Origin of the sequence: Stenotrophomonas maltophilia group sp. msm4 (assembly GCF_032025605.1) — a bacterium.
Taxonomy (GTDB): Bacteria; Pseudomonadota; Gammaproteobacteria; order Xanthomonadales; family Xanthomonadaceae; genus Stenotrophomonas; species Stenotrophomonas sepilia.
The window spans coordinates 890,294-915,635 of record NZ_JAVSKK010000002.1; the positions used below are offsets into that span (position 1 = coordinate 890,294).

Here is a 25,342-nt window from a genome sequence, read left to right on the forward strand (position 1 = left end):
CGGGTAGGGTTTTTCCTACATCACGTCGGGTATTTGGCTGGCTTACGGAAATCCGGGAAACCGATAGGCTGTGCACATGTGGTGACGGACACTGTTCCTGCCGACGGGATTGCCGGTCGGGGCGGCCAGAATCACAGGGAGATACACGTCGTGCCTTGGAGTGTCGTGTTGAGGGCACTGGTGCTGGTAGTGGGGATCGCTGGGGCGCATGCCGCCGAACCGATCGACATCAACCGCGCCGATGCCCAGGCGCTGCAGCAGGGATTGACGATGGTCGGGGCCGCCAAGGCCGAGGCGATCGTCGAGCACCGGCGCAGACACGGCCCGTTTCATCGCGTCGAGGACCTGGCGCAGGTGAAGGGGATAGGGAAAGCGATCGTCGAACGGAATCGACAGCGGATCACCGTAGGCAACAGGTTGTTGCCGGCGGATCCGGTACCCGGATCGGTACCGGTGCGGACCGTACCCAGGCGCTGACAGCAGGAATCGTCGGAACCGGCAGGAGGCTGGTTCAGCGGTCGCGGACAGGAAGGCCGTGACCACCGACCGCCGCAGGACGCGGCACCAATCACCAGGATGGTGGCATCACAGACCTGTGGAAGGGGCTGAGATACAAACAGGACAGACGCGGCCGCGTGCAGGATGCAACGCTACCCCCACAGCGCAGGATGCGAGGGGGCGGCAGCAGGCCGACAAGGACGTAACGATTGCCCGGTAAGACACATGGCTGTGTCGCCGGGCAGTTTCATTTCCGGCGCCTGGTTTTGCCGCGGCCACCACGGGCCGATGGTGTACGGTGGCCGCTCTGCATGGAAAGGACCCCCGCTGGATGCTTCCGCACCGCCCCACGACCCTGATGCTCGCCCTTGCACTGGCCCTGCCGCTGCTGGCCCATGCCGCTGCGACGACACCGGCTGCCAAGCCCGCAGCTGCCACCGCCGGCACCGCCGAGGTGCGCGGGCCGACCGACCTGAAGCCGGGCGAATACCTGTGGCATCCGGAAATCTCGCCGACCGGCCCGATCGTGCTGGTGGTCAGCCTCGATGAGCAGCGTGCCTACGTCTACCGCAACGGTATTGCCATCGGCCTGACCACGATCAGCTCGGGCAAGGCCGGGCACGAGACACCGACCGGCGTGTTCACCATCCTGCAGAAGGACAAGGACCACAGGTCCAACCTCTACAACAGCGCGCCGATGCCGTACATGCAGCGGCTGACCTGGGATGGCATCGCCCTGCATGGCGGCAGCCTGCCCGGGCATCCGGCCTCGCACGGCTGCGTACGCCTGCCGCAGGCCTTCGCGCAGAAGCTGTTCCGCGAAACCCAGCGCGGCGACACGGTGGTGGTGGCCGATGCCAAGAGCTCGCCGATGACCCTGGCCTATCCGTCAGTGCTGGCGCCGGTCAATGCACGCGGCCAGGCCCTGCCGGAGACGGAGGGTGGGGCGTCGGCACAGGCCTGGTGGAACGACAGCGCGGCGCCGGCCGGGCAGGTCGGCATCCTGGTCAGCCTGCACGACCAGCGCCTGTACGTGCTGCGCGATGGCGTGATGATCGGCGAGTCGCCGCTGAAGGCCGACGCGCTGCCGGCCTTCCAGGGCACCACCCTGTTCGTGATGGGGCAGGGTTACAGCGATACGCCCAGCCCGCTGGACGCGAACCAGCGCCTGCACCAGTGGACGGCCTACCCGTTGCTGGGCCAGGACCGTGCCCAGGCCACGCCGGACCTGCTGGCCACGCCCTCGCTGCCGATGGCGATGCCGGCCGAGTTCGCCCGCCAGCTGTACCGGGTGCTGGTGCCAGGCACGACCCTGCTGGTGACCTCGCTGCCGGCGGTCCGCCCAAGCCCGGCTGAATCCGGAATGCAGCCGGTCTTGGAATCCGAGCCGCCAGGGTCCACCCTCAAGGGCAACTGAGTCCCTTCGTTGTGCCCATGACTGCATCCCGCCTGTGCCGGCTGGCCGCGTTCGGCTTGCTGGCGACCTCGGCCAGCGCCCCGGCGCTGGCACAGACGCCCGCCCTCGCCACCAGTGCCGATGATCTGGCTGCCTTGCTGTCGCGCAGTGCGCCCAAGGCCGACCGCCACGTGTTGCAGCTGGCGGCGCACGCCATGCGCTGTGCGTTGCAGCGGCCGGAGCTTGGCATCAACGGTGATCGACTGAGCGTTATCGATTACTCGCGGCCGTCCACCGAGCCGCGCCTGTGGGTGTTCGACCTGGCCCACCAGCGCCTGCTGTTCGAGGAATGGGTGGCGCATGGCCGCAACAGCGGCGAGAACCGCACCGAGCACTTCTCCAACCGCGATGGCAGTTTCATGTCCAGCCTCGGCGCGTTCACCGCGCAGGAGACCTACATGGGCGGCAACGGGTATTCGCTGCGCCTGGCCGGGCTGGAACCGGGCTTCAATGACCGCGCGCGCGAACGCGCGATCGTCATCCACGGCGCGCCATATGTGAACCCGGCCACCGCGCAGCTGCAGGGGCGGCTGGGCCGCAGCCTGGGCTGTCCGGCGGTGCGCCTGTCGGTGGCCAAGCCACTGATCGATGCGTTGCGTGGCGGCACGATGGTGTTCGCCTATTACCCCGACCAGGACTGGTTGAAACACTCGCAGCTGCTGGCCGGCGGGTGCGGCGGCCAGGGCACGCTGGCCACGCGGTGATGCACGATGGCGCGCGGCGTGATGCAATGCGCCGATGAACGTCGACTCCCTGCTGCACACTCCGAGCCAGGTCATCTCCCGCCTGGACTACCGCCGCGAACGCTGGCGCAACGGCCTGGGCTGGACGCGCGAGATCCTGCGCCTGCCTGCGCAGGGCGACGACTGGGCGCTGCGCCTGTCGGTGGCCGAGATCGAGCTGGACGCCGCGTTCTCCGCGTTTCCCGGCGTGGAGCGCGAGCTGGTGCTGCTGCAGGGCAATGGCGTGCGCCTGCGCTTCGAGGATGGCCGCGTGGCCGAAGTCCTGCCGCCGCATGGGCGCGTGCGCTTTGCGGGCGAGGAAACGCTGCACGGCGAACTGGTCGACGGCACCACCCACGACTTCAACCTGATGTGGAAGCGCGACCTGCTGCAGGCCGAACTCCTGCATCGGCCGCTGGTGGGCTCGATGTTCTTCTTCTGCGAACCAGGCGTGGCCTGGGCGCTTTACCTGTTGGCCGGTCATGCCGAATTTGGGGCTGACAGCGGTCTGCCGCCGATGCACGCTGGCGATACCGCGTGGTTGGCGGCCGGTAAACGGCAAAGGCATGCGTTGCGGGGCGGGGGCGAGTTGCTGGTGATCCGGGTCAGTGCGGCGGCGGGATGATTCCTCGGCGCCGGTGGGCGCTATCCACGCATGGCGTGGATCTACGGGTGTGCGATTGCCACGCTGCCCGGACACGCCGTTCAGTAGATCCACGCCATGCGTGGATGCGGTGAGCTCAATACACATCGCGCCGGTAACGACCGGCCAGCAGTAGCGCTTCCTTGTCCGCAGTCCCCAGCACCTGCTCGATCACCGCATCCACCGCCGGGGCCATGCCCTGCAGGCTGCCGCAGACCAGGATCGTCGCGCCTTCATCCACCCACTGCCGCAGTGTTGCTGCTTCGGCCAGTAGGCGGTCCTGCACATAGCGATGCACACCGCCATCGCGGCTGAACACTGCATCCAGCCGCGCCAGCGTGCCGTCTTCCAGCATTGCCTGCAGCTCTTCGCCAAAATGGAAGTCATGCGCAGCAGTGCGCTCACCGAACAGCAGCCAGGTACGGCGCGCGCCACTGCGCACGCGTTCGTGCAGGTGCGCGCGCAGGCCGGCGATGCCGGTGCCGTTGCCGATCAGCAGCAGCGGTACCTCGGCGGCGACGCCGTGGAAATTGTCGTTACGGCGCAGGCGCAGCTGCACCGGCTCGCCGATGACCGCGTGGTCGCACAGCCAGCCGCTGCCGATGCCAGGCGTGCCGTCCGCGCGCAGCTGGCGACGCAGCAGCAGCTCCACCACGCCGTCGGCCATCACCGAGGCGATGGAGTACTCGCGATGCGGCAGCGGCTGCAGGGTCGCCAGCAATGCGGGCAGATCACCCGGGGGAACCAATGAAGGCAGGTGCGAGCGCGCGACGCGTGTCAGCAACGTCTGCCCGTCATCCAGCACCCTGTCCGCATCGAAGCGCTGTGCGTCCAGCCAGGCACGCACGGTGTGCGACGCATGCTGCGGGCCGATCTCGGCGATGTCGCCGGCCTGCCACTGCGCCTCTGCGCCGGCCGGTGGCTGCAGGCGCAACCAGTACACCGGACCGCCGGGGCTGCCCGGGTTCAGATGCTCGCGCTGCAGCAGCGTCCACGGCTGGTACGCGGCCGGGCTCCAGTCGGGCAGTTCACTGGCGCCGCCGCCGAGTTGCCCCAGCAACTGCTGCCAATGACGCAGCGCCGCCGGATCGGCGTTGTCGACTTCGATCGCATCGAACAGTGGATGCGCGCCATGCTGGCGCAGCCATTGGTCAAGCTGGTGGCCGAATCCGCAGAAGTGGCCATAGCTGCGGTCGCCCAGTGCGAGCACGCCGTACTGCAGGTGCTGCAGTGAAGGCGGCGAGACCATGACATCGCGCAGGAACGGCAGCGCGTGGTCAGGCGGATCGCCTTCGCCGGTGGTGCTGGCGATGAACAGCGCGCGCTGGCTGTCGGCCAGCAACGCGGCGTCGACGTCGTGCAGACCGCGCACGCGCACCGGCATGCCGGCGCCGCGCAGGGCTTCGGCACTGCGTTCGGCCAGCTCGCGGGCAAAGCCGGTCTGGCTGGACCAGACCAGCAGGAGGGGCGCGGTGTCTCCGGTTGCGGCATCGTCGCGCGCGCGCCCACGCCACCACAGTGCAGCGCAGGCCAGCGCATACAAGGCCGTGGCGAGTGCCGCGATCTGCGAGTGTCGAATCGGTGGCGCGCCCTGCCACCATGCCTCACCGAGATGCAGGCGCAGCAACGCCCCGCCGATCAGCGCCAACAGGAGCAGGGCCAGGGTGTTGCCGAGCCAGGCGCGTGACGGCCGGGTGCTCATGCATCCTGCTCGTCGAGCAGGCGCTGGAAGGCGCTGCTGAGGAACTCCCGCGCGCCGTCCGCTGCACGCTGCAGGTAGCGTGCAGCCAGGCCTTCGCGCTCGGCCAGTGCCATGCCCTGTTCGCGACCAAGGACGGTCAGTGCGGTGGCCCAGGCATCAGCATGCATCGCGTCGTCTGCCACCACGGTGACCGCTGCGGCGACCTGGCGCACCGGCCTGCCGCTGCGCGGGTCGAGGCTGTGGCTGTAGACCTCGCCATCGGCCTGGTACTGATGCCAGCGATCGCCGGAGGTGGCGACCGCCTTGCCATCCAACGCCAGCACCCGCAGTGGTGTTTCGCTGTGCGCGTCTTCTTCGGGTGCGGATTCCACCAGCACGCGCCAGGGATGGCCATCCGGTTTGCGGCCGTAGCCGGCCAGCTCGCCGCCGACTTCAATCAGCGCTGCCGCAATGCCTTGCTCACGCAGCCAAGCCGTAACGTGATCGACGCCGAAGCCCTTGGCGATCGCCGAGAGATCCAGTTCCAGTCCACCCGGTTGCAGCAGCGCATCGCCCTGCCACTGCAGGCGCCGCCAACCGCAACGCTCACGCGTGGCCTGCAGGGTAGCGTCGTCGGGCGGGCGGCGTTCGCCGGCGTGTGCACCGAAGCCCCACAGCGCAACCAGCGGACCGATGGTGGGGTCAAAGGCGCCGTCACTGGCGGCAGCGATGGCCTGTGCGCAGGCCAGAACGTGGCGGGTCTCGGCCGGCAGCACGCACCATTGGCCCGCGTTGGCGCGGTTGTAGCGACTCAGGTTCGAGCCGGGCTCCCATGTGCTCATCTGCGCCACCACCGCATCCAGCCGCGCCTGGATGCCGGCATGCAGTGGATGCAGGTCGCGCTGGCGCGGCGCGACCAGCGACACGCTCCAGGTGGTGCCCATGGTGGTGCCGCCGAGGCGGGCGATGTCGAGCTGGGGATCAGTCATGGTGATGCGTCGTGGCGGCGATGCCGGGGGGGGCCCGACATCGTGGTCCACATCACTGCGGCAGCACTTCCAGCGTGGCGACGTAGCTCAGGCGGCGCTTGGCGGCCTGCTTCACCGAGGTCTTGTTGTCTTCGGTGCCGGTTTCCAGCCAGTACATGCCGGCTTCCGGCCAGGTCACCTTGATCTCGCCCTTGGCGTCGCTGGTGAGCTTCAGTTCGTCCTGTGCGTTGCGGTAGCGGGTGGCGCCCCGCACGATCTCGAACTCCAGGCCAGCGGTCGGCTTGCCATCGACCAGTACGCGGAAGGTTGCTTCCTCGCCGGCGAACAGGTCGTTCGGGTGGCCAACAGCGACCAGCTCGATACCCCGGTTGGTCGGCTTCAGCGCGGTATCGTTCGGTGCACCGTTGGTGACGAAGGTCTCCACGCGGCCCACCGACTGGCTCAGTTCCAGCTTCTTCGCGTCCTTGGGCAGTTCGCCAAGGGTCGCCACGCTGCCGCGCCAGCGCTTGCGCTCGCCGTTCTGCTCGTAGGTGGCGAACAGGCCGTCATTGACCGACGCGATGCGGTAGGTGCCCGCCTGCTTCAGTTCGATGTCGAACACACTGCGGTACTTGCCGGTGGCCGCGTTCTGCGGCTGCACGGTGCTGCCGTCCGGCGCGGTGATCACCAGCGATTCCAGTCGCAGCGGCACGTGGTTGAAGTAGAACAGGTCGTTGGAGACCGCACCGTCGACGGTGACCCACGGTGCGTTGCCGGCGAGCACGGTCTGCGAGGGCAGCAGCCAAGCCTTGTGGGCCAGGGCGGAGAAGGGAAGGGCAGCGGCCAGGGCGGCGGCGAGGACGAGCGTGCGCTTCATGCGGAAGACTCCAGTGGATGCGGGGTGATGCGTCAAGGAGAAGGGGATTACGACTTAATCCCCTCCGTCCCCTTTTCAGGGTTTGACGGACAGGGTGACCTGACCCAGTTCGGTGGCGCCCTGCGCCTTGCCGCTCTGCGCGGCGGTGGCCGGCCAGGTGAAGGGGATCTTCAGCAGTTCGCGGCCGCCGACTTCGCGCACCGCCTCCACCACCAGGGTGTAGTTGCCCGGGGCCAGCTGCTTCAGTGCCGGCTGCCTGTCGCTGAACGACAGTGCGTGCTTGCCGGCCGGGCGGGTCGGGCCGGTCACGCCGTCCACCGGCACCTGCAGGGTGCGGCCGCTCTTGCGCCACCACTGGCGCAGGTCGGGCAGCCACTTGGTGCCGTGGCCTTCGCTGTTGCTGGTCTGCTGGTACCAGACCGACAGGTTGGCCGCGACCTTCTGGTCGGCGCCTTCCAGCCACACCGCCACATACGGGCGGTGGTACTCGGCCACGTTGAGCTTGGGCACTTCGACGTTGATGTCGAGGGTGGTGGCATAGGCCGGCGAGGTGGCCAGCAGGCCGCTGAGGGCGATGGTCAGGGTGACGCGCATGGGGCGGCTCCGGAGGAACGGATGGAATTCACGGTGGAAGTCAGTGGATCAGCAGCAGGGCGATCAACAGCGGGATCATCAGGCCGAGGCCGACCAGCGGCCAGGTCATGCGCCGTTGCCGCGCATGCAGGTGCAGCAGGAACAGGCCGGTGATGCAGAACACCAGGCAGGCCACGGCGAACAGGTCCAGGAACCAGCCCCATGCGGGGCCTGCGTTGCGGCCCTTGTGCAGGTCGTTGAGGTAGGAGACCACGCCGCGCGAGGTCGATTCGTACTCCACCGCGCCGGTTTCGCGGTCGATGCTCAGCCAGGCGTCGCCACCGGGGCGCGGCAGCGACAGGTAGATCTCCTCGGCCGACCACTCGGCCGGGCGTCCACCGATGGCGATGCCCAGCTGCGTGTCCAGCCAGTGCCGGGCCGGGCGCGGAATCGGCGCGTTGCCGTCCTCGCGCGTGCCCAGCTGGCCCAGCAGCGCGGCCGGCAGTTCCAGATGCTGGTTCTGCACCTCGGGCTTGGCCTCGATCTTCGCGGCATGGTTGAGAGTCAGGCCGGTCACCGCGAACAGCAGCATGCCGATCAGGCACACCGCCGAGCTGATCCAGTGCCACTGGTGCAGCGTCCGCAGCCAGAAGCCACGGTTCTGTTGCTGCTGCACGGTGGAAAGGGCGGGACGGCTCACGGCACGGTTCGAGGCGGACGGGGACTGCCCATTACATCATTGATGAGAATAGCTCGCAATTGCGTGTCGTTCTGTATCCCGGAGCTATTTCGGGATGCCGGCCAGCGGCCGGCACTACCGATCGGTGGATCCACGCCATGCGTGGAGCAGGAGCAGGGCGCGGCGATCAGAACTTCGCGTTCAGCGAAATCCAGTAGCTGCGCCGCTGGTCCTTGGTCGCATAGTCGTCCACGCAGTTGAATTCGCTCTGGCTGATCAACAGGCACGACTGCGAGACGAAATCCTTGTCGAACAGTTTGAACATAGGTTCCGCACCGAGATACGCGGGACTACGCCAGCCCTCGCCGCAGCGAGTTTTCCTAGGGATGACGCGGATTCACCATATCCCGGTGCTTTCTGCAACCCGACCTGATTCCCCCTCGCCAGGCTCCTACTTGGCCCCTGGAATCGGTCATCCCGAGGACTGTTCATGGCCAAGATCAAACTCACCAAATCCGTGGTCGATTCGGCGGAACCCGAAGCCCACGACGTTGAACTGCGCGACACCCTCGTGCCCGGCTTTCTCTGCAAGGTCACGCCGGCTGGTCGCAAGGTGTTCATGCTCCAGTACCGTACCAATGCCGGCGACCGCCGCAAGCCCTCGCTCGGTCTGTTCGGCGAACTGACCGTCGAGCAGGCCCGCACCAAGGCGCAAAACTGGCTGGCGGAAGTCCGCCAAGGCCGCGATCCCGGCGCGGCCAAGGTCGAGGCGCGCAAGGTGCCGACGATGAAGGAGCTATGCACGCGCTTCATGGAAGATCACTCGAAGCGCCACAACAAGAAGTCTTCGCAGAAGACCTACCAGACCTACATCGACAACCACATCATCCCGAAGCTCGGCAAGCTCAAAGTCTCTGAGGTCAAGCGCGCCGACATTGCCGCGATGATGAAGAAGATGGAACACATCCCGACCTGCGGCAATCGCACCTACTCGTTGCTGCGGGTGATGTTCAACCTGGCCGAAGTGTGGGGCTACCGGCCCGAAGGCTCCAATCCGTGCCGGCACATCAAGGGGCTTCCGGAGAAAGGCGAATCCCGGCTCATCACCGACGAGGAAATGGGCAAGCTGTTCGCCTACCTCGATCAAGCGGAGATCGAGCGCACCGTCCGCCCCGAAACCCTGCTGGCGATCCGCCTGCAATTCGAGTTCGCGGCACGCATGTCGGAAATCCTCTCTCTGCAATGGGACTGGATCGACTTCGAGAACCGCCGCATCAACTGGCCCGATAGCAAGACCGGCCCCATGTCCAAGCCCATCAGCGAGGAAGCGCAGCGGTTGCTGTCCAATGCCACGAGGTATGAAGATTCGCCCTACGTCATCACGGCCGCACGCGACCACAAGCGGCCCATGTCCAAGGGCGTTTACTACCATGCGTGGGTCACGCTCGCCAAGCGCGCCGGCCTGGCTCATGTCGGCACCCACGGCATTCGCCACCGCTCGGCCACCGACATTGCCAATTCCGGCGTGCCGATCAAGGTGGGCATGGCACTGACGGCGCACAAGACCGTGGGCATGTTCATGCGCTACGTCCACACCCAGGATCAGGAAGAACGCGAGGCCAGCGACGTGGTGGCGAAGCTGCGCAAGTTGATCGCCAGCGGCCAGCAGGCCGCGCCCGCGAAGGCCGAGGAAGCGACGGAACTGCCGCAGGCGCTGGCCGAGCTGTTCAAGCTGCTCAAGCGTTCGCCCGAACTGCTGGAAAAACTGGAAGCCGCGTGATGCCGGCCCAGGCTCTAGCGGAGAAATGTCGTGACGGCGACACGACATTTTCCGTCCTCGCCCAGCCCCGAATTGTCGTATCACCGATACGACAATTCGCGCGGCCGGTGGCTTTCGACTGCTACGCCGGAGCACGCCCCAGCGAGTTTCCGGCCGCGCCAGCCTGCGGCATCCTTCCTTCATTTGCGGATGGACGCCCGTGCCGCTTGAACTGACCGGCTTCGTTCCGCTGGGCGTGCCTGGCCGGGCCGTACCTGCCACGGCAAGCGAGCCTGCCTAGCGATCTGGCAGCATCCATCCCTTCATGGACAAGTCATGCCACTGAGTGGTATAGTGAGGACAGCGATGCACATCTTCAAAACCCGTCACTTCCAGCGGTGGATGCGCAAGACGGCATTGGGCGATTCTGATCTGCGCAAGGCTGTCCTTGAAATGACCGCCGGACTGATCGACGCCGATCTCGGCGGTGGCGTGGTGAAGAAACGTATCGGATTGGCCGGGCGCGGCAAGCGCGGCGGAGTGAGAACGCTGGTCGCCACCAACAAGGGCAACCGCTGGTTCTTCGTCTTCGGGTTTGAGAAGAACGAGCGGGACAACATCAGCGACGCCGAACTGCAAGCCTTGCAGGACTACGCCGCCGATTTGTTGGAGCGCACGGCCGCGCAACTGGATGCCGCCGCTGCCGACGGTACTTTGCTGGAGATCACCGATGACTGAAAAAGCCCAACCCAAGAGCCGCATTCTGGAAGCGGTGCATGAAGGCGCCCGCGATCTGCACCACCTGGGGTTTATCGACAAGCGCAAGATGCAGAAGTACGACCTGCTGTGCCTGGAGCCGGTGCAGGACTACGATGCCGCCAAGATCAAGGCGCTGCGCGAGCGCCTGCAACTGAGCCAGGCCGTGCTGGCCTCGGTGCTCAACACCAGCGCGTCCACCGTCCGTAAGTGGGAAGTGGGCGACAAGCGCCCCAGCGGCCCGTCGCAGAAACTGCTGGACATCATCGAACGCAAGGGCCTGGAAGCCGTGCTCTGAACGGCCGCAGGCGCATTGACGAACAGAACCCGCCAGCGATGGCGGGTTCTGCGTTTCAGAGGTCAGCGCGGCGACGCATTGGCGCTCACGCCGATGCGCAGAACCGCGAAACAGCCTCGGCGACCGCCTGCGGCGCCTCCCGCTGCGGAAAGTGGCCGACGCCATCGAGCACCTGTCGCTCGTAGCGGCCCGTAAAGAACGCTTCCCGCCCCTTGGAACTGTCGGGGTGGTTGCAGGTATCGGCCCCGCCGTGCAGCACCAGGGTCGGAACCGACAGGACGGGCGCGGGGTTCAGGCGCGCTTCGTCCTCCGCATAGGCCGGGTCGCCCTCTGCGAAGCCCCAGCGGTGGCGGTAGGAGTGCAGCACGATCTCGGCCCAGTCCTCGCCCTGGAATGCCCGCGCTGCCTCGTCGAAATCGGCAGGGTCGTACCAGCCGGCCGGTGCCCAGGTGTCCCACATCTGCCGGGCGAACGCCTCGCGTTCTTCCCGCACCACGCGCTCGCCGCGCGGCGTGGCCATGTACCAGTGATACCAGTAGTTGCGCGCCTGCGCCAAGGACATTGGCTGGTTCGGGTCGTTGGTGCCGTAGCCGACCGACAGCATCGCCAGGTGCGAGGCCACGCCATCGCGCAGGCCGCAGGCATTGGCGGCGGCCCGTGCGCCCCAGTCATGGCCGATCAGCGCGGGCTGCGCCAAGCCGAGCACGTCGATGAAGTCCAGCAGGTCACGGCCCAGGGCGGACAACTGGCCGCTGCGTGGCGCGCCGGCCTCTCGGAACCGGGTCGGCGCAAAACCGCGCAGCGCCGGCGCCAGCACCCGGTAGCCAGCGTCGGCCAGGATGGGCGCCACGGCCTTCCAGCACTCGGGGCTGTCCGGCCAACCGTGCAGCAGGATGGCGGTTCGCGCTCCCTGCCGGTTCCATTCGAGATAGGCGATGTCGAGCCGTTCGGTCGTGGCGACTTGATAGTCCTGCATGGGTTTGTCTCCCGTCGTGAAGATGCGCCAGCGTAGCTGGACGACTCCATTTGATTGGAGAATAATCATTCATCATTGATGATTTTTCGTGTTGAATTACTGAATGAACCTATCTCCCATCGCCGATGGCCCGCCGCTGGAAACGGTACTGCTGCGCACCTTCCTCGAAATCGTGGACAGCGGCAGCTTCGCCACCGCCGCCGAGCGGCTGGCGCTGACGCCTTCTGCCGTCAGCGGGCACATGCGGCGGCTGGAACAGATCGCCGGTGCCAGCCTGCTGGCGCGCACCACGCGCCGGCTGGAGCTGACCCAGGCGGGCGATACCCTGTACGCCTACGGCCGCAACATCCTCGATCTGGAGCGCGAGGCCCGCGCCAAGCTGCGGGGCACCCCGCTGCGCGGGCGTCTGCGCATCGGCGCCTTGGAAGACTTTGCCGGTGCCTGGCTGCCCCAGGTGCTGCAACGCTTTGCCCAGTGGCATCCCGAAGCCACGGTGGAATTGAAAGTCGGCATCACCGCCGACCTGCTGCGCCAGCAGGAACGTGGCCGCCTGGATCTGGTGTTCGGCAAGCAATGCAGCCGGGTCGAAGGTAGCGGCACGCTGCTGTGGGAAGAACCGCTGGTGTGGGCGTTTGCCGCCGATCACCCGTTGCCGGCGCAAGCACCGTTGCCGCTGGCGGTCTTTCCCGAACCGTGCGTCTACCGGGAGTCGGCGGTCACGGCGCTGGGCCAGACGGATCGCACCTGGCGCATCGTCTTCGAGAGCAGCAGCATGGCAGGCTGCCTGTCGGCGGCGCGGGCAGGTTTCGCCGCCACGGTCATCGCCGACAGCCAGCGCGGCGAAGGCTTGCGCGTGCTGGGCGGTGAGGATGGCCTGCCCGAACTGCCGGCGGCGCGCTTCTACGCTTTCGCCGGCAAGGACAGCCCGGCCAGCACGGCGCTGATCGAGGCGGCCCGACGCGCCGGCCAAAGCCGGTTTACTCCGCGAGGGCTGCGGGACCGATAGGCGCTATGGCTGTCTTCGTGTTGATTGAATCCGAGATATAGACGACCGGTCTATTTTAATGCATAATGCCCAGCATGCACCTGACCAAGAAAGCCGAAGCGACACGCCAGCACATCCTCGATACGGGGCACCGGCTCGTGCTGCACAAAGGGTTTTCCGCGTTGGGGCTGCTCGAAATCCTCAAGGCCTGCGGCGTGCCCAAGGGCTCGTTCTATCACTACTTCCCGTCGAAGGAAGCCTTCGGGTGCGAGCTGCTGCAACAGTACGTCGATGGCTACGCGCGCAAGCTCGATGGCCTGCTTTCGGTGCCCGGCAACGGCAACGAGCGCCTGATGCGGTATTGGGATGCCTGGATCGCAGATCCCGCCGATCCGGCACAGGGATGGGCCGACGAATGCCTGGTGGTGAAGCTGGCGGCGGAAGTGGCCGACCTTTCCGAAGACATGCGCCGGGTACTCGATGCCGGTGTGCAACGGCTTCTGGCAAGGATCGCGGCACTGATCGACGAAGCCCGCGCGGACGGCTCCTTGCCTGCTGGCTCACCATCGCCGGCATTGGCCCGGGTGGTTTACCAGATGTGGCTGGGCGCGGCGCTGCTGGCGAAGTTGAGCCAGGACAAGACGCCTTTGACGCAGGCGCGCGACGCCACGGGGCAGTTGCTGGCCTGCGGCACGGCACGGCACATCGCGGCCGACCAAGCACTTTCCCGATAACGCCTGGAGCTTTTTATGAAAATCCTGTTCGTACTCACTTCCCACGACCGCCTGGGCGATACCGGCCACAAGACCGGTTTCTGGCTGGAGGAGTTCGCCGCCCCCTACTACGTGTTCAAGGACGCCGGCGCCGCCATCACGCTGGCTTCGCCCGCAGGCGGCCAGCCGCCGCTGGATCCCAAGAGCGACGAACCCGATGCGCAAACGGCCGCGACCGAACGCTTTCGCCAGGACGTCCAGGCGCAAGCGGCCCTGGCTGCCACCGTACCGCTTGCGCAGGTGGACGCCGCGGATTTCGATGCGGTGTTCTACCCCGGCGGCCACGGCCCGTTGTGGGATTTGGCCAACGATCCCGCCTCCATCGCCTTGCTCGAAGCCTTCGAGCGCGCCGGCAAACCGCTGGGCCTGGTCTGCCACGCGCCGGGCGCGCTGGTGAAGGTGCGTGCAGCGAACGGCCAGCCGCTCGTCGCGGGACGCCGTGTCACCGGCTTCACCAACAGCGAGGAAGCGGCCGTGGGTCTGAGCGCCGTCGTGCCATTCCTGATCGAAGACGAATTCATCCGCTTGGGCGGCCACTACCAGAAGGGCCCGGACTGGCAGGCGCACGTCGTCACCGATGGCCGCCTGGTCACCGGGCAGAACCCAGGCAGTTCCGAGGGCGTGGCCCAGGCGCTGTTGTCCCTGCTGGCGCGGGACGTAGAAGCGTCATGAATGCAGACAACGCGCATCCGCGTCCGCTGGCGGCCTATTACTTCGGAAACGATCCAGCCAGGCAGCAGGCGTTTCTCGACCGCACCACCTCCGGCGCCGCGGTCATCAACGACGTGATGACGCATGCCGTGGTCGAAAGCGTGCCTTTCGGCGGCGTGCGCCCGTCCGGCATGGGCGCCTACCACGGCATCCACGGCTTCCGTCGCTTCAGCTACGCCAAGGCCGTGGTGGTGCAAAGCGCCGATGGCGCGTCCAACCTGCGCTTGCGCGCACCGTATGCCGACGCGCTGGCGCAGGCGCAGGCCGCGCTCGCCGGCGTTGCGTGACGTTCCGCTTTCATCCTTTGCCTCTCTCATCCAACAGGAGCCAGCCATGAAGATCTTCTACAAGACCCGCGCCACCGCCACGGGCGGCCGTTCCGGCCGCACCGCGCTGGACGACGGCAGCCTGGCGCTCGACCTGGCCACGCCCGGTTCCGGCAAGACCGGCGCCAACCCCGAGCAGCTTTTCGCCATGGGCTACGCCGCCTGCTTCGACAACGCCTTGCCCGTGGCCGCCAAGCAACTGGGCCTGGCGCCGACCGGGACGCGCACCTCGGTGGAGGTCGGCATCGGCCAGACGGCCACCGGCGGCTATGCACTGGACGTGGACTTGCATGTGGAAGTCCAGGGCCTGGACGAGGCCGCTGCGCGCAAGCTGGTGGAGGCCACGCATCAGGTGTGTCCGTATTCAAATGCCACGCGCGGCAATATCGACGTGCGCCTGCATGTTTCCGTGGCCTGAGCAGGAGAACAGCATCATGCGCAGTGCCATCCACACCACATTTGGCGAGCCTGCCGACGTCCTCGAACTCGGCGACCGTCAGGTGCCGCAGCCTGGCGCGGGCGAAGTCCGCATCAAGACCTCGCTGGCGCCGATCCACAACCATGACCTGTGGACGATCCGCGGCCGCTACGGCTACAAGCCGGAACTTCCCGCCATCGGCGGCAGCGAGGCGGTCGGCATCGTCGATGCACTGGGCGAGGGTGTCGAAGGCGCCACCGTCGGCCAGCGTGTTGCCGTGGCCTCGGCACACGGTACCTGGGCCGAGTACTTCCTGGCCCCGGCGCGGCTGCTGGTGCCGGTGCCGCAGGCCCTGCCCGACGAGACCGCCGCGCAGCTCATCGCCATGCCGCTCAGTGCGTTGATGCTGCTGGAGTTCCTGCACGCCGAGCCGGGCCAGTGGATCGTGCAGAACACGGCCAACGGCGCGGTCGGCAAGACGCTGGCCATGCTGGCCGCCGCACGCGGTGTGCAGGTGCTGAGTCTGGTGCGCCGCGACGCGGGCGTGGACGAACTGGCGGCCCTGGGCATCGGCAACGTCATTTCCACTGCGCAGCCGGAGTGGCAGGAACGCGCCCGCGCGCTCCTTGGCTCCACCCTGGCCCACGCGGCCGTCGACTCCATCGGCGGCGCGGCCAGTGCAGCGCTGCTGGGCCTGCTGGGCGAAGGCGGCACGCTTGTTTCCTTCGGCACGATGGCAGGAGAGCCGATGCAGATCGACTCGGGCTCACTCATCTTCAAGCAGGCCACGGTCAAGGGTTTCTGGGGCAGCAAGGTCAGCCAGGCTTTGTCGGCGGATGACAAGCGCCGGCTGGTGGGCGAACTGTTGCAGCGCACGCTGGCCGGTGAACTGTTGCTGCCGGTCGAGGCGATCTACGACCTGGCCGATGCAGCCCAGGCCGCGGCCGCCAGCCTGCAACCGGGGCGCAAGGGCAAGGTCTTGCTGAAGCCATGAGAAAGGGGTTTTCCCATTCGCTGTGTTTTGGCGATCGTGCCTGTGGAATGCGCCTCTTCTTGAAACCCGATCCCCGCGATGAACGTCTCCAGCATGTGCGGGATCAGCCAGTTCGGCCTGGATTGATACGCTGGGCGCGCAGCCGCAGCGCATTGCCCACCACCGAGGCCGAGCTCAGGCTCATGGCCAGGGCCGCGAACATCGGCGAGAGCAGCCAGCCGGTCAGCGGGTAAAGCACGCCGGCGGCCAGCGGCACGCCCAGGCCGTTGTAGACCAGCGCGAACGCCAGGTTCTGGCGCATGTTGGCCACCGTGGCCTGCGACAGCCCGCGCGCCACGGCGATGCCGCGCAAATCGCCCTTGACCAGGGTCACCTGGGCGCTGTTCATCGCCACGTCGGTGCCGGTGCCCATGGCGATGCCGACGTCGGCGCGCGCCAGCGCCGGGGCGTCGTTGATGCCGTCGCCGGCCATCGCCACCACCCGACCCTCGGCCTGCAGGCGCTCGACCAGCGCCAGCTTGTCCTCGGGCTTGACCTCGCCGTGCACCTCGTCGATCCCCAGGCGCGCGGCCACCGCGCGGGCGGTGGTCACGCCGTCGCCGGTGGCCATGACGATGCGGATACCCGCCGCGTGCAGCGCCGACAGGGCTTCGGGCGTACTCGCCTTGACCGGGTCGGAAACGGCCAGCAGCCCGGCCAGCCGATCCTCCACGGCCAGGTGCATGACGCTGGCGCCTTCCCGGCGCAGGGCCTCGGCCGGCGCCGCCAGCACCTCGACGGCCACGCCGAGCCGGGCCATCAGCGCGGTGTTGCCCAGCGCCAGCGAACGGCCGGCGACGCGGCCTTGCACGCCGATGCCCGAGCCCGAGTCGAACTGCTCCACCGCATCCAAGGCGATGCCCTGTTCGCGCGCCTGGCGGACGATGGCGTCGGCCAGCGGGTGCTCGCTGCCCTGGTCCAGGCTGGCCGCCAGGCGCAGCACCTCCTCGGCGGCGAAGCCCTCGGCGGGCACCACCCGGTCGAAGGCCGGGCGGCCCTCGGTCAGCGTGCCGGTCTTGTCCACGATCAGCGTGTCGACCTTGCGCAGGTTCTCGATGGCCGCCGCGTCGCGGAACAGGATGCCCTGGCTGGCGCCACGCCCGGTCGCCACCATGATCGACATCGGCGTGGCCAGGCCCAGCGCGCACGGGCAGGCGATGATGAGCACCGAGACCGCGTTGATCAGGCCGAACACCCAGCCCTGGGCGGGGCCGAACAGCCCCCAGGCGAAGAAGGTGACGATGGCCACGCCGACCACGGCCAGCACGAACCAACCGGCCACGCCATCGGCCATGCGTTGCAGGGGCGCCTTGGAGCGCTGCGCCTGGGCGACCATCTGCACGATCTGCGACAGCACGGAGTCGGTACCGACCCGCTCGCAGCGCATCAGCAGCGCGCCGCTGGTGTTGAGGGTGGCGCCGATCAGCCGGTCGCCTGCGCGCTTGGTCACCGGCAGCGGCTCGCCGGTCAGCATGGACTCGTCGAGCGCGCTTGCGCCTTCGAGCACGATGCCGTCGACCGGCACCTTCTCGCCGGGCCGCACGCGCAGGCGGTCGCCCACCTGCACGTGGGTCAGCGGCACGTCCTCCTCCGTGCCATCCTCGCGCACGCGCCGGGCGGTCTTGGGCGCCAACCCCAGCAGTGACCTGATCGCTGCCGAGGTCTGCGAACGCGCGCGCAGTTCCAGCATCTGTCCCAGCAGCGTCAGCGAGATGATCACCGCCGCCGCCTCGAAGTAGACGTTGACCCGCCCCATCGAGACGAAGGACGCGGGGAAGACGCCCGGCGCCACGGTGGCCACCACGCTGTAGACGAAGGCTGCGCCGGTGCCCAGGCCGATCAGCGTCCACATGTTGGGGCTGCGATGGACCAGCGATTGCCAGCCGCGCTGGAAGAACGGTGCGCCGGCCCAAAGCACCACGGGCGCGGCCAGCACCAGTTCCACCCAGCTCTGGGTCGCCATGTCGAACAGGTGCAGCCGGTGGCCGGCCATTGCCAGCAGCATGACCACCACCGACAGCGGCAGCGTCCACCAGAAGCGGCGCGAGAAGTCCTTCAGCTCGGGGTTGTCGTCGTCTTCCAGGCTGGGCAATTCCGGCTCCAGGGCCATGCCGCACTTTGGGCAGGTGCCGGGGTGGTCCTGGCGGATCTCCGGGTGCATGGGGCAGGTGTAGAGCATCCCGGCGCGAGACGGCGCCCCTGTTGCCTGCGAGGCAGAAGCGGCCGGTGCGGCATGTTCGCCATGGTGTGCCCCGTGCCCGCCAGGGGCGGATGGCACCGCAGCGGTCGCCTGCACGGGCGCGAGATACCGATCGGGCTCGGCGACGAACTTCTCAAGGCAGCGGGCGCTGCAGAACACCTGCGTGGCCCCGGCATGCTCGACGCGGTGCGGCGAGTCCCCGGATACCGCCATGCCGCAGACCGGGTCGTGCAACGGCGTGACCTGGTGCGCGCTGCCAGGGCCGTGCGCACCAGGGCCATGCTCCACCTGTGGGCTGGTGGTCTTGTCGCTTGTGCTTGCCTGACCGGCAGGCGGATGAGGTGTGTGCATGGAGCCTCCCGGCATGAGGCCGTGCGTCTACACGCGCGGCGTTTTCAATCTTCGGTGACCAGCTTGAACTCCCGCAGCAGCGCGCCGATCTGGGTCTTGTCGAGCCGGTTCATCAGCAGGTTGCGCAGGAACGCCGGGCCGGGAATGTCCAGTACCTTGCCGTCGCGCAGGCGGCCGGTCGCCGCCAGCAGCGTGCGCACGTCGTAGGTGGAATTGAACACCTCTGGCACGCCGCGCTCCACACCCAGCAGGGTATACACCGCTTCCATAGGCGTGCGCACCGAGTATTCGGTGGTGAAGATGCAGTCGCGCTGCCGGGACTCGGCGAACTGGCCGATGAAGGCGAAGTTGACCGCGCCTTCCGGCACCACGTCGGGCCGGTCGCCGGCCTGGCGCGGCATGAAGAACGCGGTGATGTACGGCATCATCACCGGCACCGTCTTGGCGCCGGTCGCGGCCAGTTCGTCGATCTGCTCCACCGGCACGCCTAGGTGGTACAGCCACTCGCGGGTGATCTCCTCGCCGGTGCACGCCTGCATCGGCTTTTTGACGTAGTCGCCGGGCGTGTCCACGAACAGCGAGTACACCCAGACCACGATCTGGTCCTTGGGCTGTTTCTTGAAATGTGGCTGGCGGTTGACCGTCCAGCTCAGCAGCCAGCTCGAATCCTTGACGCTGACGATGCCGCCGGTGACCACCTTGCCGCTGAACGGGTCGCGCCTGGCGATCTTCTGGATGTACTGCGGGATGCGCGCGTCCAGCGTGGTGACGGTGGCCGACTCCCACTTGGTCTCGGGAATATGCGCGCCGAACACATCCGGGCGGCCGAAGTCCGGTGCCCTGGCCGCGATGCGGCGCCACAGGTCCCAGGCCGGGGCCGGGCCTTCATCGAGCCTGGCTGGGGTGTGGTGGTCGCCGTTGTCCGAGTTCTCGGTCAGCGAGCCGATGGTCATGAACACCAGGTCGTCCGGGCCAAGGTCCACGCCACCATCGGCGCCGTCGCGCTTCCAGTGGATGCGGGTGGCCTGCTTGCGGCCCGGGGCGATGTCGAAATCGACGTCGGTCACCTCGGTGCCGTACTGGAACTTCACCCCGTGGCCTTGAAGCCACTTCACCAGCGGCAGCACCAGCGACTCGTACTGGTTGTACTTGGTGAACTTCAATGCCGAGAAGTCCGGCAACCCGCCGATGTGGTGGATGAAGCGGTGCAGATACAGCTTCATCTCTAGCGCCGAGTGCCATTCCTCGAAGGCGAACATGGTGCGCCAGTAGAGCCAGAAGTTGCTGTCGAGGAAGTCGCGGCCCAGCACCTCGTCGATGCGCTTGTTCTCCATCTCCTCGCGCGTGGCCAGGAACAGCTTGATCACGTCCTTCTGCGCCTGCTCGCTGAGCGTGAACAGGCCATCGGTGCGCGCATCTTCGCCTTGGTTCACCGTGGCGCGTTGCAGCGAGTAGTTGGGATCGTCCTTGTTGAGCCAGTAGAACTCGTCGAGCACGCTGGCACCTTCAATCTCCAGCGAGGGGATCGAGCGGAACAGGTCCCACAGGCACTCGAAGTGGTCCTCCATCTCGCGCCCGCCGCGGATCACGAAACCCTTCTCGGGCACGTCCAGCCCATCGAGCGCACCGCCGGCGATCGCCTGCTGCTCCAGGATGGTGATGCGCTCGCCGGGCATGTGTCCGTCGCGCACCAGGAAGGCCGCGCCGGCCAGCGAAGCCAGGCCCGAGCCGACGAACCAGGCGGTCTTGTTCTCCACCCCGGCCGGCTTGCGCGGGCGGGCGAAGGCTTCGTAGTTGCCGCTGCTGTAGTACATGCGTTGTCCTTTCCTTATGAGGGGTCAGTTCGGGGTCTTGTCGTAGCGGTAGAAGCCCTCGCCGGAGGCGACGCCGAGCTTGCCGTGGTCGATGTAGTGCTCCTTCAGCCAGGCCGCCAGCTGCTGGGTGTGGGTGTTGCCGTGGGACAGGATGTTGTAGGGCGTAGTCAGGCCGATGATGTCGTAGATCTGGAACGGCCCCAGCGGCGCGCCGGTGGCGATGCGCCAGACCTTGTCCACGTCGTGCGGGTCGGCATAGCCGCCGGCGGCCAGCTCGGCGGCCGCGTTGAGCAGCGGCACCAGCAGCGAGTTGAGCACGTAGCCCGCTTTTTCTTTATGCAGCGCGATGGGCACCATGCCGATGTCGGCGGCGAAAGCCAGCAGCGCGTCGAACACCTTCGGGTCGGTGTCCTGCGTGCCCATCACCTCGGCGGTGTTGTACTTCCAGATCTGGTTGGCGAAATGCAGGGCGATGAAGCGGTCGGGTCGGCCGGTGGCGTCCTGGATCGCGCTCGGCAGCAGCGTGGACGAGTTGGTGGCGAAGATGGTCTTCTCCGGCGCCAGCCGGTCCAGCCTGGCGTAGGTCTGGCGCTTGAGTTCCAGCACTTCGGGGATGGCCTCGATCACCAGGTCGGCATCGGCCACGGCCGCACCCAGGTCGGTGTGCAAGGCGATGCGCGCCAATGCGGCGTGCAGCTTGTCGCCGTCGGCGCCGGCCACCTCCTCCTCGTAGGTTTCGACCAGCCCGTCCAGGCGCTGCCGCGCCTTGGCGATGGCCGCCTCGTCGATGTCGTAGACCGATACCTCGAAGCCGCTGTAGGCGGTCTGGAACGCGATCTGCGAACCCAGCACGCCCGTGCCCAGCACCGTCACCTTGTTAATCTTGTCCAAAGCACAACTCCTTGTATCGAAGGGAACAGGGCTAGGCTGGCCCTTCGGTAGCCAGGCCCGCGAAATAGCCGTCCACGATTTGCCGGACCTGCGCGCGCAGGTCGTCCATCGGGACATGGCCGGGATGGGCGCCGGTGGAGGCGCGCGAGACCGCCAGATGCGCAGCGCCGAAGATCGAGATGCTGGCCACTCGCGCCAGCTCCGGGCGTGCCGGCAGGCCGCGCGCGCCGGCCTGCTCGAGCAGGCCGGCGGCCACGGCCGCCTCCAGCCCGGCCAGCAGTGCCAGGCCTTCGTTGCGGTATTTCTCGCCCGGGGCGCCGAACATCAGCTGGCGCTGGTAGACCGCCAGGTTCTCCGCATGCCGGCCGCCCAATTGCAGGATGGGCGCGACCATCGCCACCGCGATGTCCACCGGGTCGCGCAATCCACGGGCCCGCGCGGCGCCCTGTGCCAGCGCCGCGCGCAACGCCTGGTTAAGAACCATCAGCAGCAGTTCGTCCTTGGAGGACGCGTAGCGGAACAGCGTGCCCGCGCCGACGTCGGCGCGCTCGGAGATCGCCTGCGTGGTGACGCCGGCATAGCCATGCGCCTCGAACAGCGCTGCGGCCGCCTGGAAGATGCGGCCATGCTTGTCCTGCATGTTGCGGTCGCGCCGACCGGGTCGGGCGAGCGCGTCGGTCGTGATCATGGATGGCGATTGACTGAGTTTGCTCATTTATGAGTGTACTCAATTATTGTCGCAATCGCGCCCGGTTTCTCCTGCCGCCCGGAAACCCCCGATCCCCCGCGATGAACGCCTCCAGCATGTGCGGGATCAGCGTCGCTGCATCGACCGCCTCGCCATACGTCTGCGCGTGCAGCGCGGCGTAGCGGTCGAGGTCGGCTTTCAGGCCGGCCGGGCAAGCGAAGGTCAGCTTGACGCTTTCGGTCTTGGGCAGCGGCCCCAGCCGCAGCCTTTTGGTCGTGCTCATCGCGAAGCCCCCCGATTGAAGAACAACGGCTGGTACGGCCGCAGCACGAGATCCCGATTGACGATGATGCGAACCGGCAGGCCCGGTCGCTCGGTCAAGGTGGGCTGGATGTTGAGGTTGCGCCGGGTCATCTCCTGGCCGACCTGATTGATGCTGTCCTGCGCACTGTCGCGCCCGGCGATGATGATGCGATCGCCGTCCTGGCGGTTCTCCGGCGCGGCCAGCTCGGCGCCGACGCCTAACAGCGTGGTCAGCACCGCACCGGCGAAGATGCGATCCCAATGCCAATCGACGCCATCCTCCAGGCCCGCGTAGCCGGCCGGGTCGGTGCCGGCCAGGTTGTCGAGCGTGAGCGAGGACGTGTCGGGCAGGATGATCCGGTTCCAGACGACTTGAACGCGGCTCTGCCCGTAGCTGACCTGGCTGTTGTAGCGGCCGAGGATGCGCGAACCCTGCGGAATCAGCAGGAAGCGCCCGGTGGCCGTGTCATAGACCGGCTCCGTCACTGTGGCGATCACGTCGCCGGGCAAGTCCGACTTGATGCCCGTAACCAGCGCCCCGGCGACCACCGTTCCGGCCATCACCTGATACGGCGATGCGGGCATTTGCAGGTTGCCGGAATTACGGGTTTCCGTGGTTCCGGCTTGCTGGAACGCCTCTTTCTGGTCTTGCCTGTTCTGCACGGCCGTCGGGTCGGCGGGCTGGGCCGCCGTCGAAGCCGGCCCGGCTGCCATCGGGTCGAAGGCCGCATTGGCGGCGAAGCCCGGCGCGGCGGCCACCTGCGACTGCGCCACCGGCGCGGCTTGCTGGGTGCCGGTGCGGAAAAATACCGACGATGCAGCCGCTTCCTCGGCCTCCTTTAACCGCGCCAAGCGTTCCGCCTCGGCCGGGTCGTGACCGGGTGTGGCGTAGGCGGCCACGGCCGGCTGCTGCGAGTTCACGATGGCCGGCCCAAGGTCGCCCGGCAGCGGCGGCCCCAGCTCGGGCACGTCGGGGAGCAAGGTCGGCGGCAGCTTGGAATAGTCGGCCGGAAGCTGGTCGAGTCCTTCGGAGCGTGAAACGCGATCCACGTTGTAAAGCTCGGTCTGCTCGTTGGCCGCGCGCCGCTGCGGTTGCAAAGACCACATCAACGCGCCGAGCACGGCGACCGACAGGCCGCCGGCGAGGATGGCCAGCGTGCGCCGGTTCAGCCGTGTGACCGGACGCGGCTGGGCGCGCAGCGCCACCGCCTCGGGTTCGACCTTGCCCGCCTGCGGCACGGCAACGTCGGGAGTGTCGTCCTGGCTCATGGTCAGTTCCTCCGCGTACCATCCGTGCGCTCGATGCGCACCACGTCGCCCTTATCCCCGCCCAGGCGCAGTTCAGCCGCACCGAACAGCCGATCAACGATGTAGTACGGCGGGCGGAAGCGGTAGTTCACCAGTTGCCCGTCGCCCTGCGCGCCGATGACGAACAGCGGCGGCAGCTCGCCTTGGGCGATGCCCGGCGGGAACTGGATATAGACCTTCTCGCCATCGTCGAAGGCGCGCAGCGGCTTCCACGGTGGATTGCTGCCGCTGATTGCATAGCGAAAACGGATGTTCTCCAACGACAGGCCCACATCTACCGGCGCGGCAGCGTTGGCAGCCTGTGCTTGGCGCTGCAAGGCCAGCATCCGATCCCTGGGGTAGTCCCAGGACACCGATGCCATCCATGCCTTGTCGGTCGAGATCAGTTCCAGCAGGTACGTCCTGCGGCTGGTGGTGATGACCAGATTGGTCTTCAAGCTGGAACGGATAGGCTTGACCAGTACATTGACGCGCAGATCGGCCCCGCTGCCGCTGGAGGTGTCGCCCACGATCCAGCGCACGGTATCGCCCGCAGCGACCGTCACCAGTTCCTCGCCGGGCTGGAGCGCGATCACCGTCACGCGGCCCACCGACGCATAGACCTGGTACAGCGCACCGTCAGTGAACGGCCAGACCTGGATCGCATTGACGTAGCCCTCACGGGTCGGTGCGATGCGCGCCTCCGCGTTGGCGCGGGAGACGCGCACCTTCTCGTCGGCAGGCTCTGGTGCAGGTTCAGCGTCCTCGGCCTCGGGCAACGGCTTCAACTGCGCCGGCATCGGCAGCGGTTCGGGGACGGCGACGACTTCCATCGGCATGGGCGGTTCGGGCAATGGCTGGGCCAGCACCGGCTCATCGAGCGAGATGGTCGGCGGCGGTTTGCCCTGCGAGGCGCAGCCGGCCAAGGCAAAAAGAATCCCCGGCAAGGCGGATTTGCGGAAAAGCGCATTCATGGCTTCACTCCTTCAGAAGAATCCAGTTCACGGCGCCACGACAGGCCGTTGACGTAGATGCCCAGCGGGTTGCGGCGTAGGCGCTGTTCGGTGCGCGGGGTTTGCAGGACGATGGACACCACGGCCGTCCATCGCTCCAGCCCCGCAGCTGCGCCATTGACGTAGCGGCGTTCCGTCCAACGCACGTTGAAAGACGTGTCGCTGGCGCGCACGACGCTGGTGATCTGCACCGTCACCGACTCCTTGCCAATGCGGGCGAACGGATCGTTGGTGCGGGCATGGTCGTTGAGCACCGCCGCGCCCCGGTCGGTGGTGTAGTCGTATGCATCGAGCCAGTTCTGGCGCACGACGACCGGGTCGATGGACAGCGATCGAACCAGGCCGATGAAGTGCGCCAGATGGAAAGCGATTTGTGCATCGGCGGGCCGGTACGGCGTAGCGGCTTCGCCGACCGCACGTACCTGGCCGGCCTGATCGACCTCGATGACATAGGGCGTGACGATGGATTGGGCCGAGCGCCACACCAGGCCGCCGGCCATCAGCAGCGCGAGCACCAGGCAGCCGAAGGCCATCAGCCGCCAGTTCTTCGCCTGCACACGGGCCGAGCCGATACGGTCGTCCCACACCTGGGCGGCAGCTTGATAGGGAGTAGCAGGCTGCGGCGTGTCGGCATAGCGCACCTGCGGTCGCTTGAATCGCATG

28 protein-coding genes are annotated in these 25,342 nt (G+C 67.4%); 13 read left to right on the forward strand and 15 right to left on the reverse strand.

Features of this window, described 5'->3' with window-relative positions; genetic code table 11:
• Positions 1-150 precede the first annotated feature (150 nt).
• From ROV93_RS13350 to ROV93_RS13365, 4 genes are all read left to right on the forward strand, one after another.
• Positions 151-477 (forward strand): helix-hairpin-helix domain-containing protein, encoded by a 327-nt coding sequence (locus tag ROV93_RS13350; RefSeq protein WP_032953992.1) that lies wholly within the window; start codon positions 151-153, stop codon positions 475-477.
• Positions 478-829: 352 nt separating this feature from the next.
• Positions 830-1,915 carry a L,D-transpeptidase gene (locus ROV93_RS13355; RefSeq protein WP_072168611.1) on the forward strand — a complete coding sequence of 362 codons (1,086 nt, stop codon included), beginning with the start codon at positions 830-832 and terminating at the stop codon, positions 1,913-1,915.
• A 17-nt stretch (positions 1,916-1,932) separates the two neighbouring features.
• Positions 1,933-2,658 (forward strand): murein L,D-transpeptidase catalytic domain family protein, encoded by a 726-nt coding sequence (locus ROV93_RS13360; RefSeq protein ID WP_069139006.1) that lies wholly within the window; start codon positions 1,933-1,935, stop codon positions 2,656-2,658.
• 34 nt (positions 2,659-2,692) lie between these two features.
• Complete coding sequence (locus ROV93_RS13365; RefSeq protein WP_072168612.1) at positions 2,693-3,301, forward strand: HutD family protein; 609 nt, start codon at positions 2,693-2,695, stop codon at positions 3,299-3,301.
• A 115-nt stretch (positions 3,302-3,416) separates the two neighbouring features.
• Here ROV93_RS13365 and ROV93_RS13370 read toward each other — a convergent pair whose 3' ends face one another.
• The 6 genes from ROV93_RS13370 to ROV93_RS13395 all read right to left on the reverse strand — a co-directional run bounded on the left by ROV93_RS13370 (position 3,417) and on the right by ROV93_RS13395 (position 8,422).
• Complete coding sequence (locus ROV93_RS13370; RefSeq protein ID WP_180890429.1) at positions 3,417-5,021, reverse strand: sulfite reductase subunit alpha; 1,605 nt, start codon at positions 5,019-5,021, stop codon at positions 3,417-3,419.
• Complete coding sequence (locus ROV93_RS13375; protein WP_072168614.1) at positions 5,018-5,989, reverse strand: FAD:protein FMN transferase; 972 nt, start codon at positions 5,987-5,989, stop codon at positions 5,018-5,020. Before ROV93_RS13375 ends, ROV93_RS13370 begins: the two co-directional genes overlap by 4 nt.
• A gap of 52 nt (positions 5,990-6,041) precedes the next feature.
• On the reverse strand, positions 6,042-6,845 hold the full coding sequence (locus tag ROV93_RS13380) for a DUF4198 domain-containing protein (RefSeq protein WP_180890430.1): 804 nt from the start codon (positions 6,843-6,845) through the stop codon (positions 6,042-6,044).
• Positions 6,846-6,920: 75 nt separating this feature from the next.
• Entirely contained in the window at positions 6,921-7,439 is a 519-nt protein-coding gene (locus ROV93_RS13385) for a DUF2271 domain-containing protein (RefSeq protein ID WP_072168616.1), read from the reverse strand.
• 40 nt (positions 7,440-7,479) lie between these two features.
• Complete coding sequence (locus tag ROV93_RS13390; protein ID WP_069139011.1) at positions 7,480-8,118, reverse strand: PepSY-associated TM helix domain-containing protein; 639 nt, start codon at positions 8,116-8,118, stop codon at positions 7,480-7,482.
• A gap of 166 nt (positions 8,119-8,284) precedes the next feature.
• On the reverse strand, positions 8,285-8,422 hold the full coding sequence (locus ROV93_RS13395) for a hypothetical protein (RefSeq protein ID WP_180890432.1): 138 nt from the start codon (positions 8,420-8,422) through the stop codon (positions 8,285-8,287).
• Between the two features lie 165 nt (positions 8,423-8,587).
• On the opposite strand from ROV93_RS13395, the gene ROV93_RS13400 reads away from it, so the two are divergent.
• The 3 genes from ROV93_RS13400 (at position 8,588) to ROV93_RS13410 (ending at position 10,910) form a co-directional block, all read left to right on the forward strand.
• Positions 8,588-9,877: a site-specific integrase gene (locus tag ROV93_RS13400; RefSeq protein ID WP_080375619.1), complete on the forward strand. Its 1,290-nt coding sequence runs from the start codon at positions 8,588-8,590 to the stop codon at positions 9,875-9,877.
• A 345-nt stretch (positions 9,878-10,222) separates the two neighbouring features.
• Positions 10,223-10,594 carry a type II toxin-antitoxin system RelE/ParE family toxin gene (locus tag ROV93_RS13405; protein ID WP_033474870.1) on the forward strand — a complete coding sequence of 124 codons (372 nt, stop codon included), beginning with the start codon at positions 10,223-10,225 and terminating at the stop codon, positions 10,592-10,594.
• Positions 10,587-10,910 (forward strand): DNA-binding transcriptional regulator, encoded by a 324-nt coding sequence (locus tag ROV93_RS13410; RefSeq protein ID WP_033474869.1) that lies wholly within the window; start codon positions 10,587-10,589, stop codon positions 10,908-10,910. The genes ROV93_RS13405 and ROV93_RS13410 overlap by 8 nt, the downstream gene beginning before the upstream one ends.
• An 85-nt stretch (positions 10,911-10,995) precedes the next feature.
• Here ROV93_RS13410 and ROV93_RS13415 read toward each other — a convergent pair whose 3' ends face one another.
• Positions 10,996-11,886: an alpha/beta hydrolase gene (locus ROV93_RS13415; protein ID WP_033474868.1), complete on the reverse strand. Its 891-nt coding sequence runs from the start codon at positions 11,884-11,886 to the stop codon at positions 10,996-10,998.
• A 103-nt stretch (positions 11,887-11,989) separates the two neighbouring features.
• On the opposite strand from ROV93_RS13415, the gene ROV93_RS13420 reads away from it, so the two are divergent.
• The 6 genes from ROV93_RS13420 (at position 11,990) to ROV93_RS13445 (ending at position 16,093) form a co-directional block, all read left to right on the forward strand.
• Positions 11,990-12,892, forward strand: coding sequence for a LysR substrate-binding domain-containing protein (locus ROV93_RS13420; RefSeq protein ID WP_033474867.1), 903 nt, complete (start codon positions 11,990-11,992; stop codon positions 12,890-12,892).
• Between the two features lie 74 nt (positions 12,893-12,966).
• On the forward strand, positions 12,967-13,605 hold the full coding sequence (locus ROV93_RS13425) for a TetR/AcrR family transcriptional regulator (protein ID WP_180890436.1): 639 nt from the start codon (positions 12,967-12,969) through the stop codon (positions 13,603-13,605).
• A gap of 15 nt (positions 13,606-13,620) precedes the next feature.
• Positions 13,621-14,316 (forward strand): type 1 glutamine amidotransferase domain-containing protein, encoded by a 696-nt coding sequence (locus tag ROV93_RS13430; protein WP_033474866.1) that lies wholly within the window; start codon positions 13,621-13,623, stop codon positions 14,314-14,316.
• Positions 14,313-14,642: an aldehyde dehydrogenase family protein gene (locus tag ROV93_RS13435; protein WP_033474865.1), complete on the forward strand. Its 330-nt coding sequence runs from the start codon at positions 14,313-14,315 to the stop codon at positions 14,640-14,642. The genes ROV93_RS13430 and ROV93_RS13435 overlap by 4 nt, the downstream gene beginning before the upstream one ends.
• Before the next feature lie 46 nt (positions 14,643-14,688).
• Positions 14,689-15,099: an organic hydroperoxide resistance protein gene (locus tag ROV93_RS13440; protein WP_033474864.1), complete on the forward strand. Its 411-nt coding sequence runs from the start codon at positions 14,689-14,691 to the stop codon at positions 15,097-15,099.
• Positions 15,100-15,115: 16 nt separating this feature from the next.
• On the forward strand, positions 15,116-16,093 hold the full coding sequence (locus tag ROV93_RS13445) for a zinc-binding dehydrogenase (protein WP_033474915.1): 978 nt from the start codon (positions 15,116-15,118) through the stop codon (positions 16,091-16,093).
• A gap of 103 nt (positions 16,094-16,196) precedes the next feature.
• Here the strand turns inward: ROV93_RS13445 and ROV93_RS13450 are convergent, their stop codons facing one another.
• From ROV93_RS13450 to trbF, 8 genes are all read right to left on the reverse strand, one after another.
• Positions 16,197-18,620, reverse strand: a complete 2,424-nt coding sequence (locus tag ROV93_RS13450; protein ID WP_225546722.1) for a heavy metal translocating P-type ATPase — start codon at positions 18,618-18,620, stop codon at positions 16,197-16,199.
• 107 nt (positions 18,621-18,727) lie between these two features.
• The gene (locus ROV93_RS13455; RefSeq protein ID WP_033474863.1) at positions 18,728-20,497 is read right to left on the reverse strand and encodes an oleate hydratase; all 1,770 of its coding nucleotides are present in this window, start codon (positions 20,495-20,497) and stop codon (positions 18,728-18,730) included.
• 24 nt (positions 20,498-20,521) lie between these two features.
• A complete protein-coding gene (locus tag ROV93_RS13460; RefSeq protein WP_033474862.1) occupies positions 20,522-21,388 on the reverse strand; it encodes a 3-hydroxyacyl-CoA dehydrogenase in 867 nt (288 codons plus the stop codon).
• Between the two features lie 31 nt (positions 21,389-21,419).
• Positions 21,420-22,076 (reverse strand): TetR/AcrR family transcriptional regulator, encoded by a 657-nt coding sequence (locus tag ROV93_RS13465; protein WP_198421470.1) that lies wholly within the window; start codon positions 22,074-22,076, stop codon positions 21,420-21,422.
• Positions 22,077-22,119: 43 nt separating this feature from the next.
• A complete protein-coding gene (locus ROV93_RS13470) occupies positions 22,120-22,359 on the reverse strand; it encodes a DUF2274 domain-containing protein (protein ID WP_033474861.1) in 240 nt (79 codons plus the stop codon).
• Complete coding sequence (locus tag ROV93_RS13475) at positions 22,356-23,648, reverse strand: TrbI/VirB10 family protein (protein ID WP_033474860.1); 1,293 nt, start codon at positions 23,646-23,648, stop codon at positions 22,356-22,358. Before ROV93_RS13475 ends, ROV93_RS13470 begins: the two co-directional genes overlap by 4 nt.
• Positions 23,649-23,650: 2 nt before the next feature.
• Positions 23,651-24,640: a P-type conjugative transfer protein TrbG gene (trbG, locus tag ROV93_RS13480; RefSeq protein WP_033474859.1), complete on the reverse strand. Its 990-nt coding sequence runs from the start codon at positions 24,638-24,640 to the stop codon at positions 23,651-23,653.
• Positions 24,637-25,341 (reverse strand): conjugal transfer protein TrbF, encoded by a 705-nt coding sequence (gene trbF, locus ROV93_RS13485; protein ID WP_312540091.1) that lies wholly within the window; start codon positions 25,339-25,341, stop codon positions 24,637-24,639. Before trbF ends, trbG begins: the two co-directional genes overlap by 4 nt.
• Between the last annotated feature and the right edge of the window lies 1 nt (position 25,342).

Bases quoted from the DNA above. Each gene is read 5' to 3' on its own strand.
- ROV93_RS13365 (WP_072168612.1), top strand. From the start codon at position 2,693: ATGAACGTCGACTCCCTGCTGCACACTCCGAGCCAGGTCATCTCCCGC.
- ROV93_RS13475 (WP_033474860.1), bottom strand. From the start codon at position 23,648: ATGAGCCAGGACGACACTCCCGACGTTGCCGTGCCGCAGGCGGGCAAG.
- ROV93_RS13470 (WP_033474861.1), bottom strand. From the start codon at position 22,359: ATGAGCACGACCAAAAGGCTGCGGCTGGGGCCGCTGCCCAAGACCGAA.
- trbF (WP_312540091.1), bottom strand. From the start codon at position 25,341: ATGCGATTCAAGCGACCGCAGGTGCGCTATGCCGACACGCCGCAGCCT.
- ROV93_RS13385 (WP_072168616.1), bottom strand. From the start codon at position 7,439: ATGCGCGTCACCCTGACCATCGCCCTCAGCGGCCTGCTGGCCACCTCG.
- ROV93_RS13440 (WP_033474864.1), top strand. From the start codon at position 14,689: ATGAAGATCTTCTACAAGACCCGCGCCACCGCCACGGGCGGCCGTTCC.
- ROV93_RS13420 (WP_033474867.1), top strand. From the start codon at position 11,990: ATGAACCTATCTCCCATCGCCGATGGCCCGCCGCTGGAAACGGTACTG.
- ROV93_RS13370 (WP_180890429.1), bottom strand. From the start codon at position 5,021: ATGAGCACCCGGCCGTCACGCGCCTGGCTCGGCAACACCCTGGCCCTG.
- ROV93_RS13425 (WP_180890436.1), top strand. From the start codon at position 12,967: ATGCACCTGACCAAGAAAGCCGAAGCGACACGCCAGCACATCCTCGAT.
- ROV93_RS13465 (WP_198421470.1), bottom strand. From the start codon at position 22,076: ATGATCACGACCGACGCGCTCGCCCGACCCGGTCGGCGCGACCGCAAC.
- ROV93_RS13445 (WP_033474915.1), top strand. From the start codon at position 15,116: ATGCGCAGTGCCATCCACACCACATTTGGCGAGCCTGCCGACGTCCTC.
- ROV93_RS13435 (WP_033474865.1), top strand. From the start codon at position 14,313: ATGAATGCAGACAACGCGCATCCGCGTCCGCTGGCGGCCTATTACTTC.
- ROV93_RS13375 (WP_072168614.1), bottom strand. From the start codon at position 5,989: ATGACTGATCCCCAGCTCGACATCGCCCGCCTCGGCGGCACCACCATG.
- ROV93_RS13400 (WP_080375619.1), top strand. From the start codon at position 8,588: ATGGCCAAGATCAAACTCACCAAATCCGTGGTCGATTCGGCGGAACCC.
- ROV93_RS13415 (WP_033474868.1), bottom strand. From the start codon at position 11,886: ATGCAGGACTATCAAGTCGCCACGACCGAACGGCTCGACATCGCCTAT.
- ROV93_RS13405 (WP_033474870.1), top strand. From the start codon at position 10,223: ATGCACATCTTCAAAACCCGTCACTTCCAGCGGTGGATGCGCAAGACG.
- ROV93_RS13430 (WP_033474866.1), top strand. From the start codon at position 13,621: ATGAAAATCCTGTTCGTACTCACTTCCCACGACCGCCTGGGCGATACC.
- trbG (WP_033474859.1), bottom strand. From the start codon at position 24,640: ATGAATGCGCTTTTCCGCAAATCCGCCTTGCCGGGGATTCTTTTTGCC.
- ROV93_RS13410 (WP_033474869.1), top strand. From the start codon at position 10,587: ATGACTGAAAAAGCCCAACCCAAGAGCCGCATTCTGGAAGCGGTGCAT.
- ROV93_RS13360 (WP_069139006.1), top strand. From the start codon at position 1,933: ATGACTGCATCCCGCCTGTGCCGGCTGGCCGCGTTCGGCTTGCTGGCG.
- ROV93_RS13395 (WP_180890432.1), bottom strand. From the start codon at position 8,422: ATGTTCAAACTGTTCGACAAGGATTTCGTCTCGCAGTCGTGCCTGTTG.
- ROV93_RS13380 (WP_180890430.1), bottom strand. From the start codon at position 6,845: ATGAAGCGCACGCTCGTCCTCGCCGCCGCCCTGGCCGCTGCCCTTCCC.
- ROV93_RS13455 (WP_033474863.1), bottom strand. From the start codon at position 20,497: ATGTACTACAGCAGCGGCAACTACGAAGCCTTCGCCCGCCCGCGCAAG.
- ROV93_RS13355 (WP_072168611.1), top strand. From the start codon at position 830: ATGCTTCCGCACCGCCCCACGACCCTGATGCTCGCCCTTGCACTGGCC.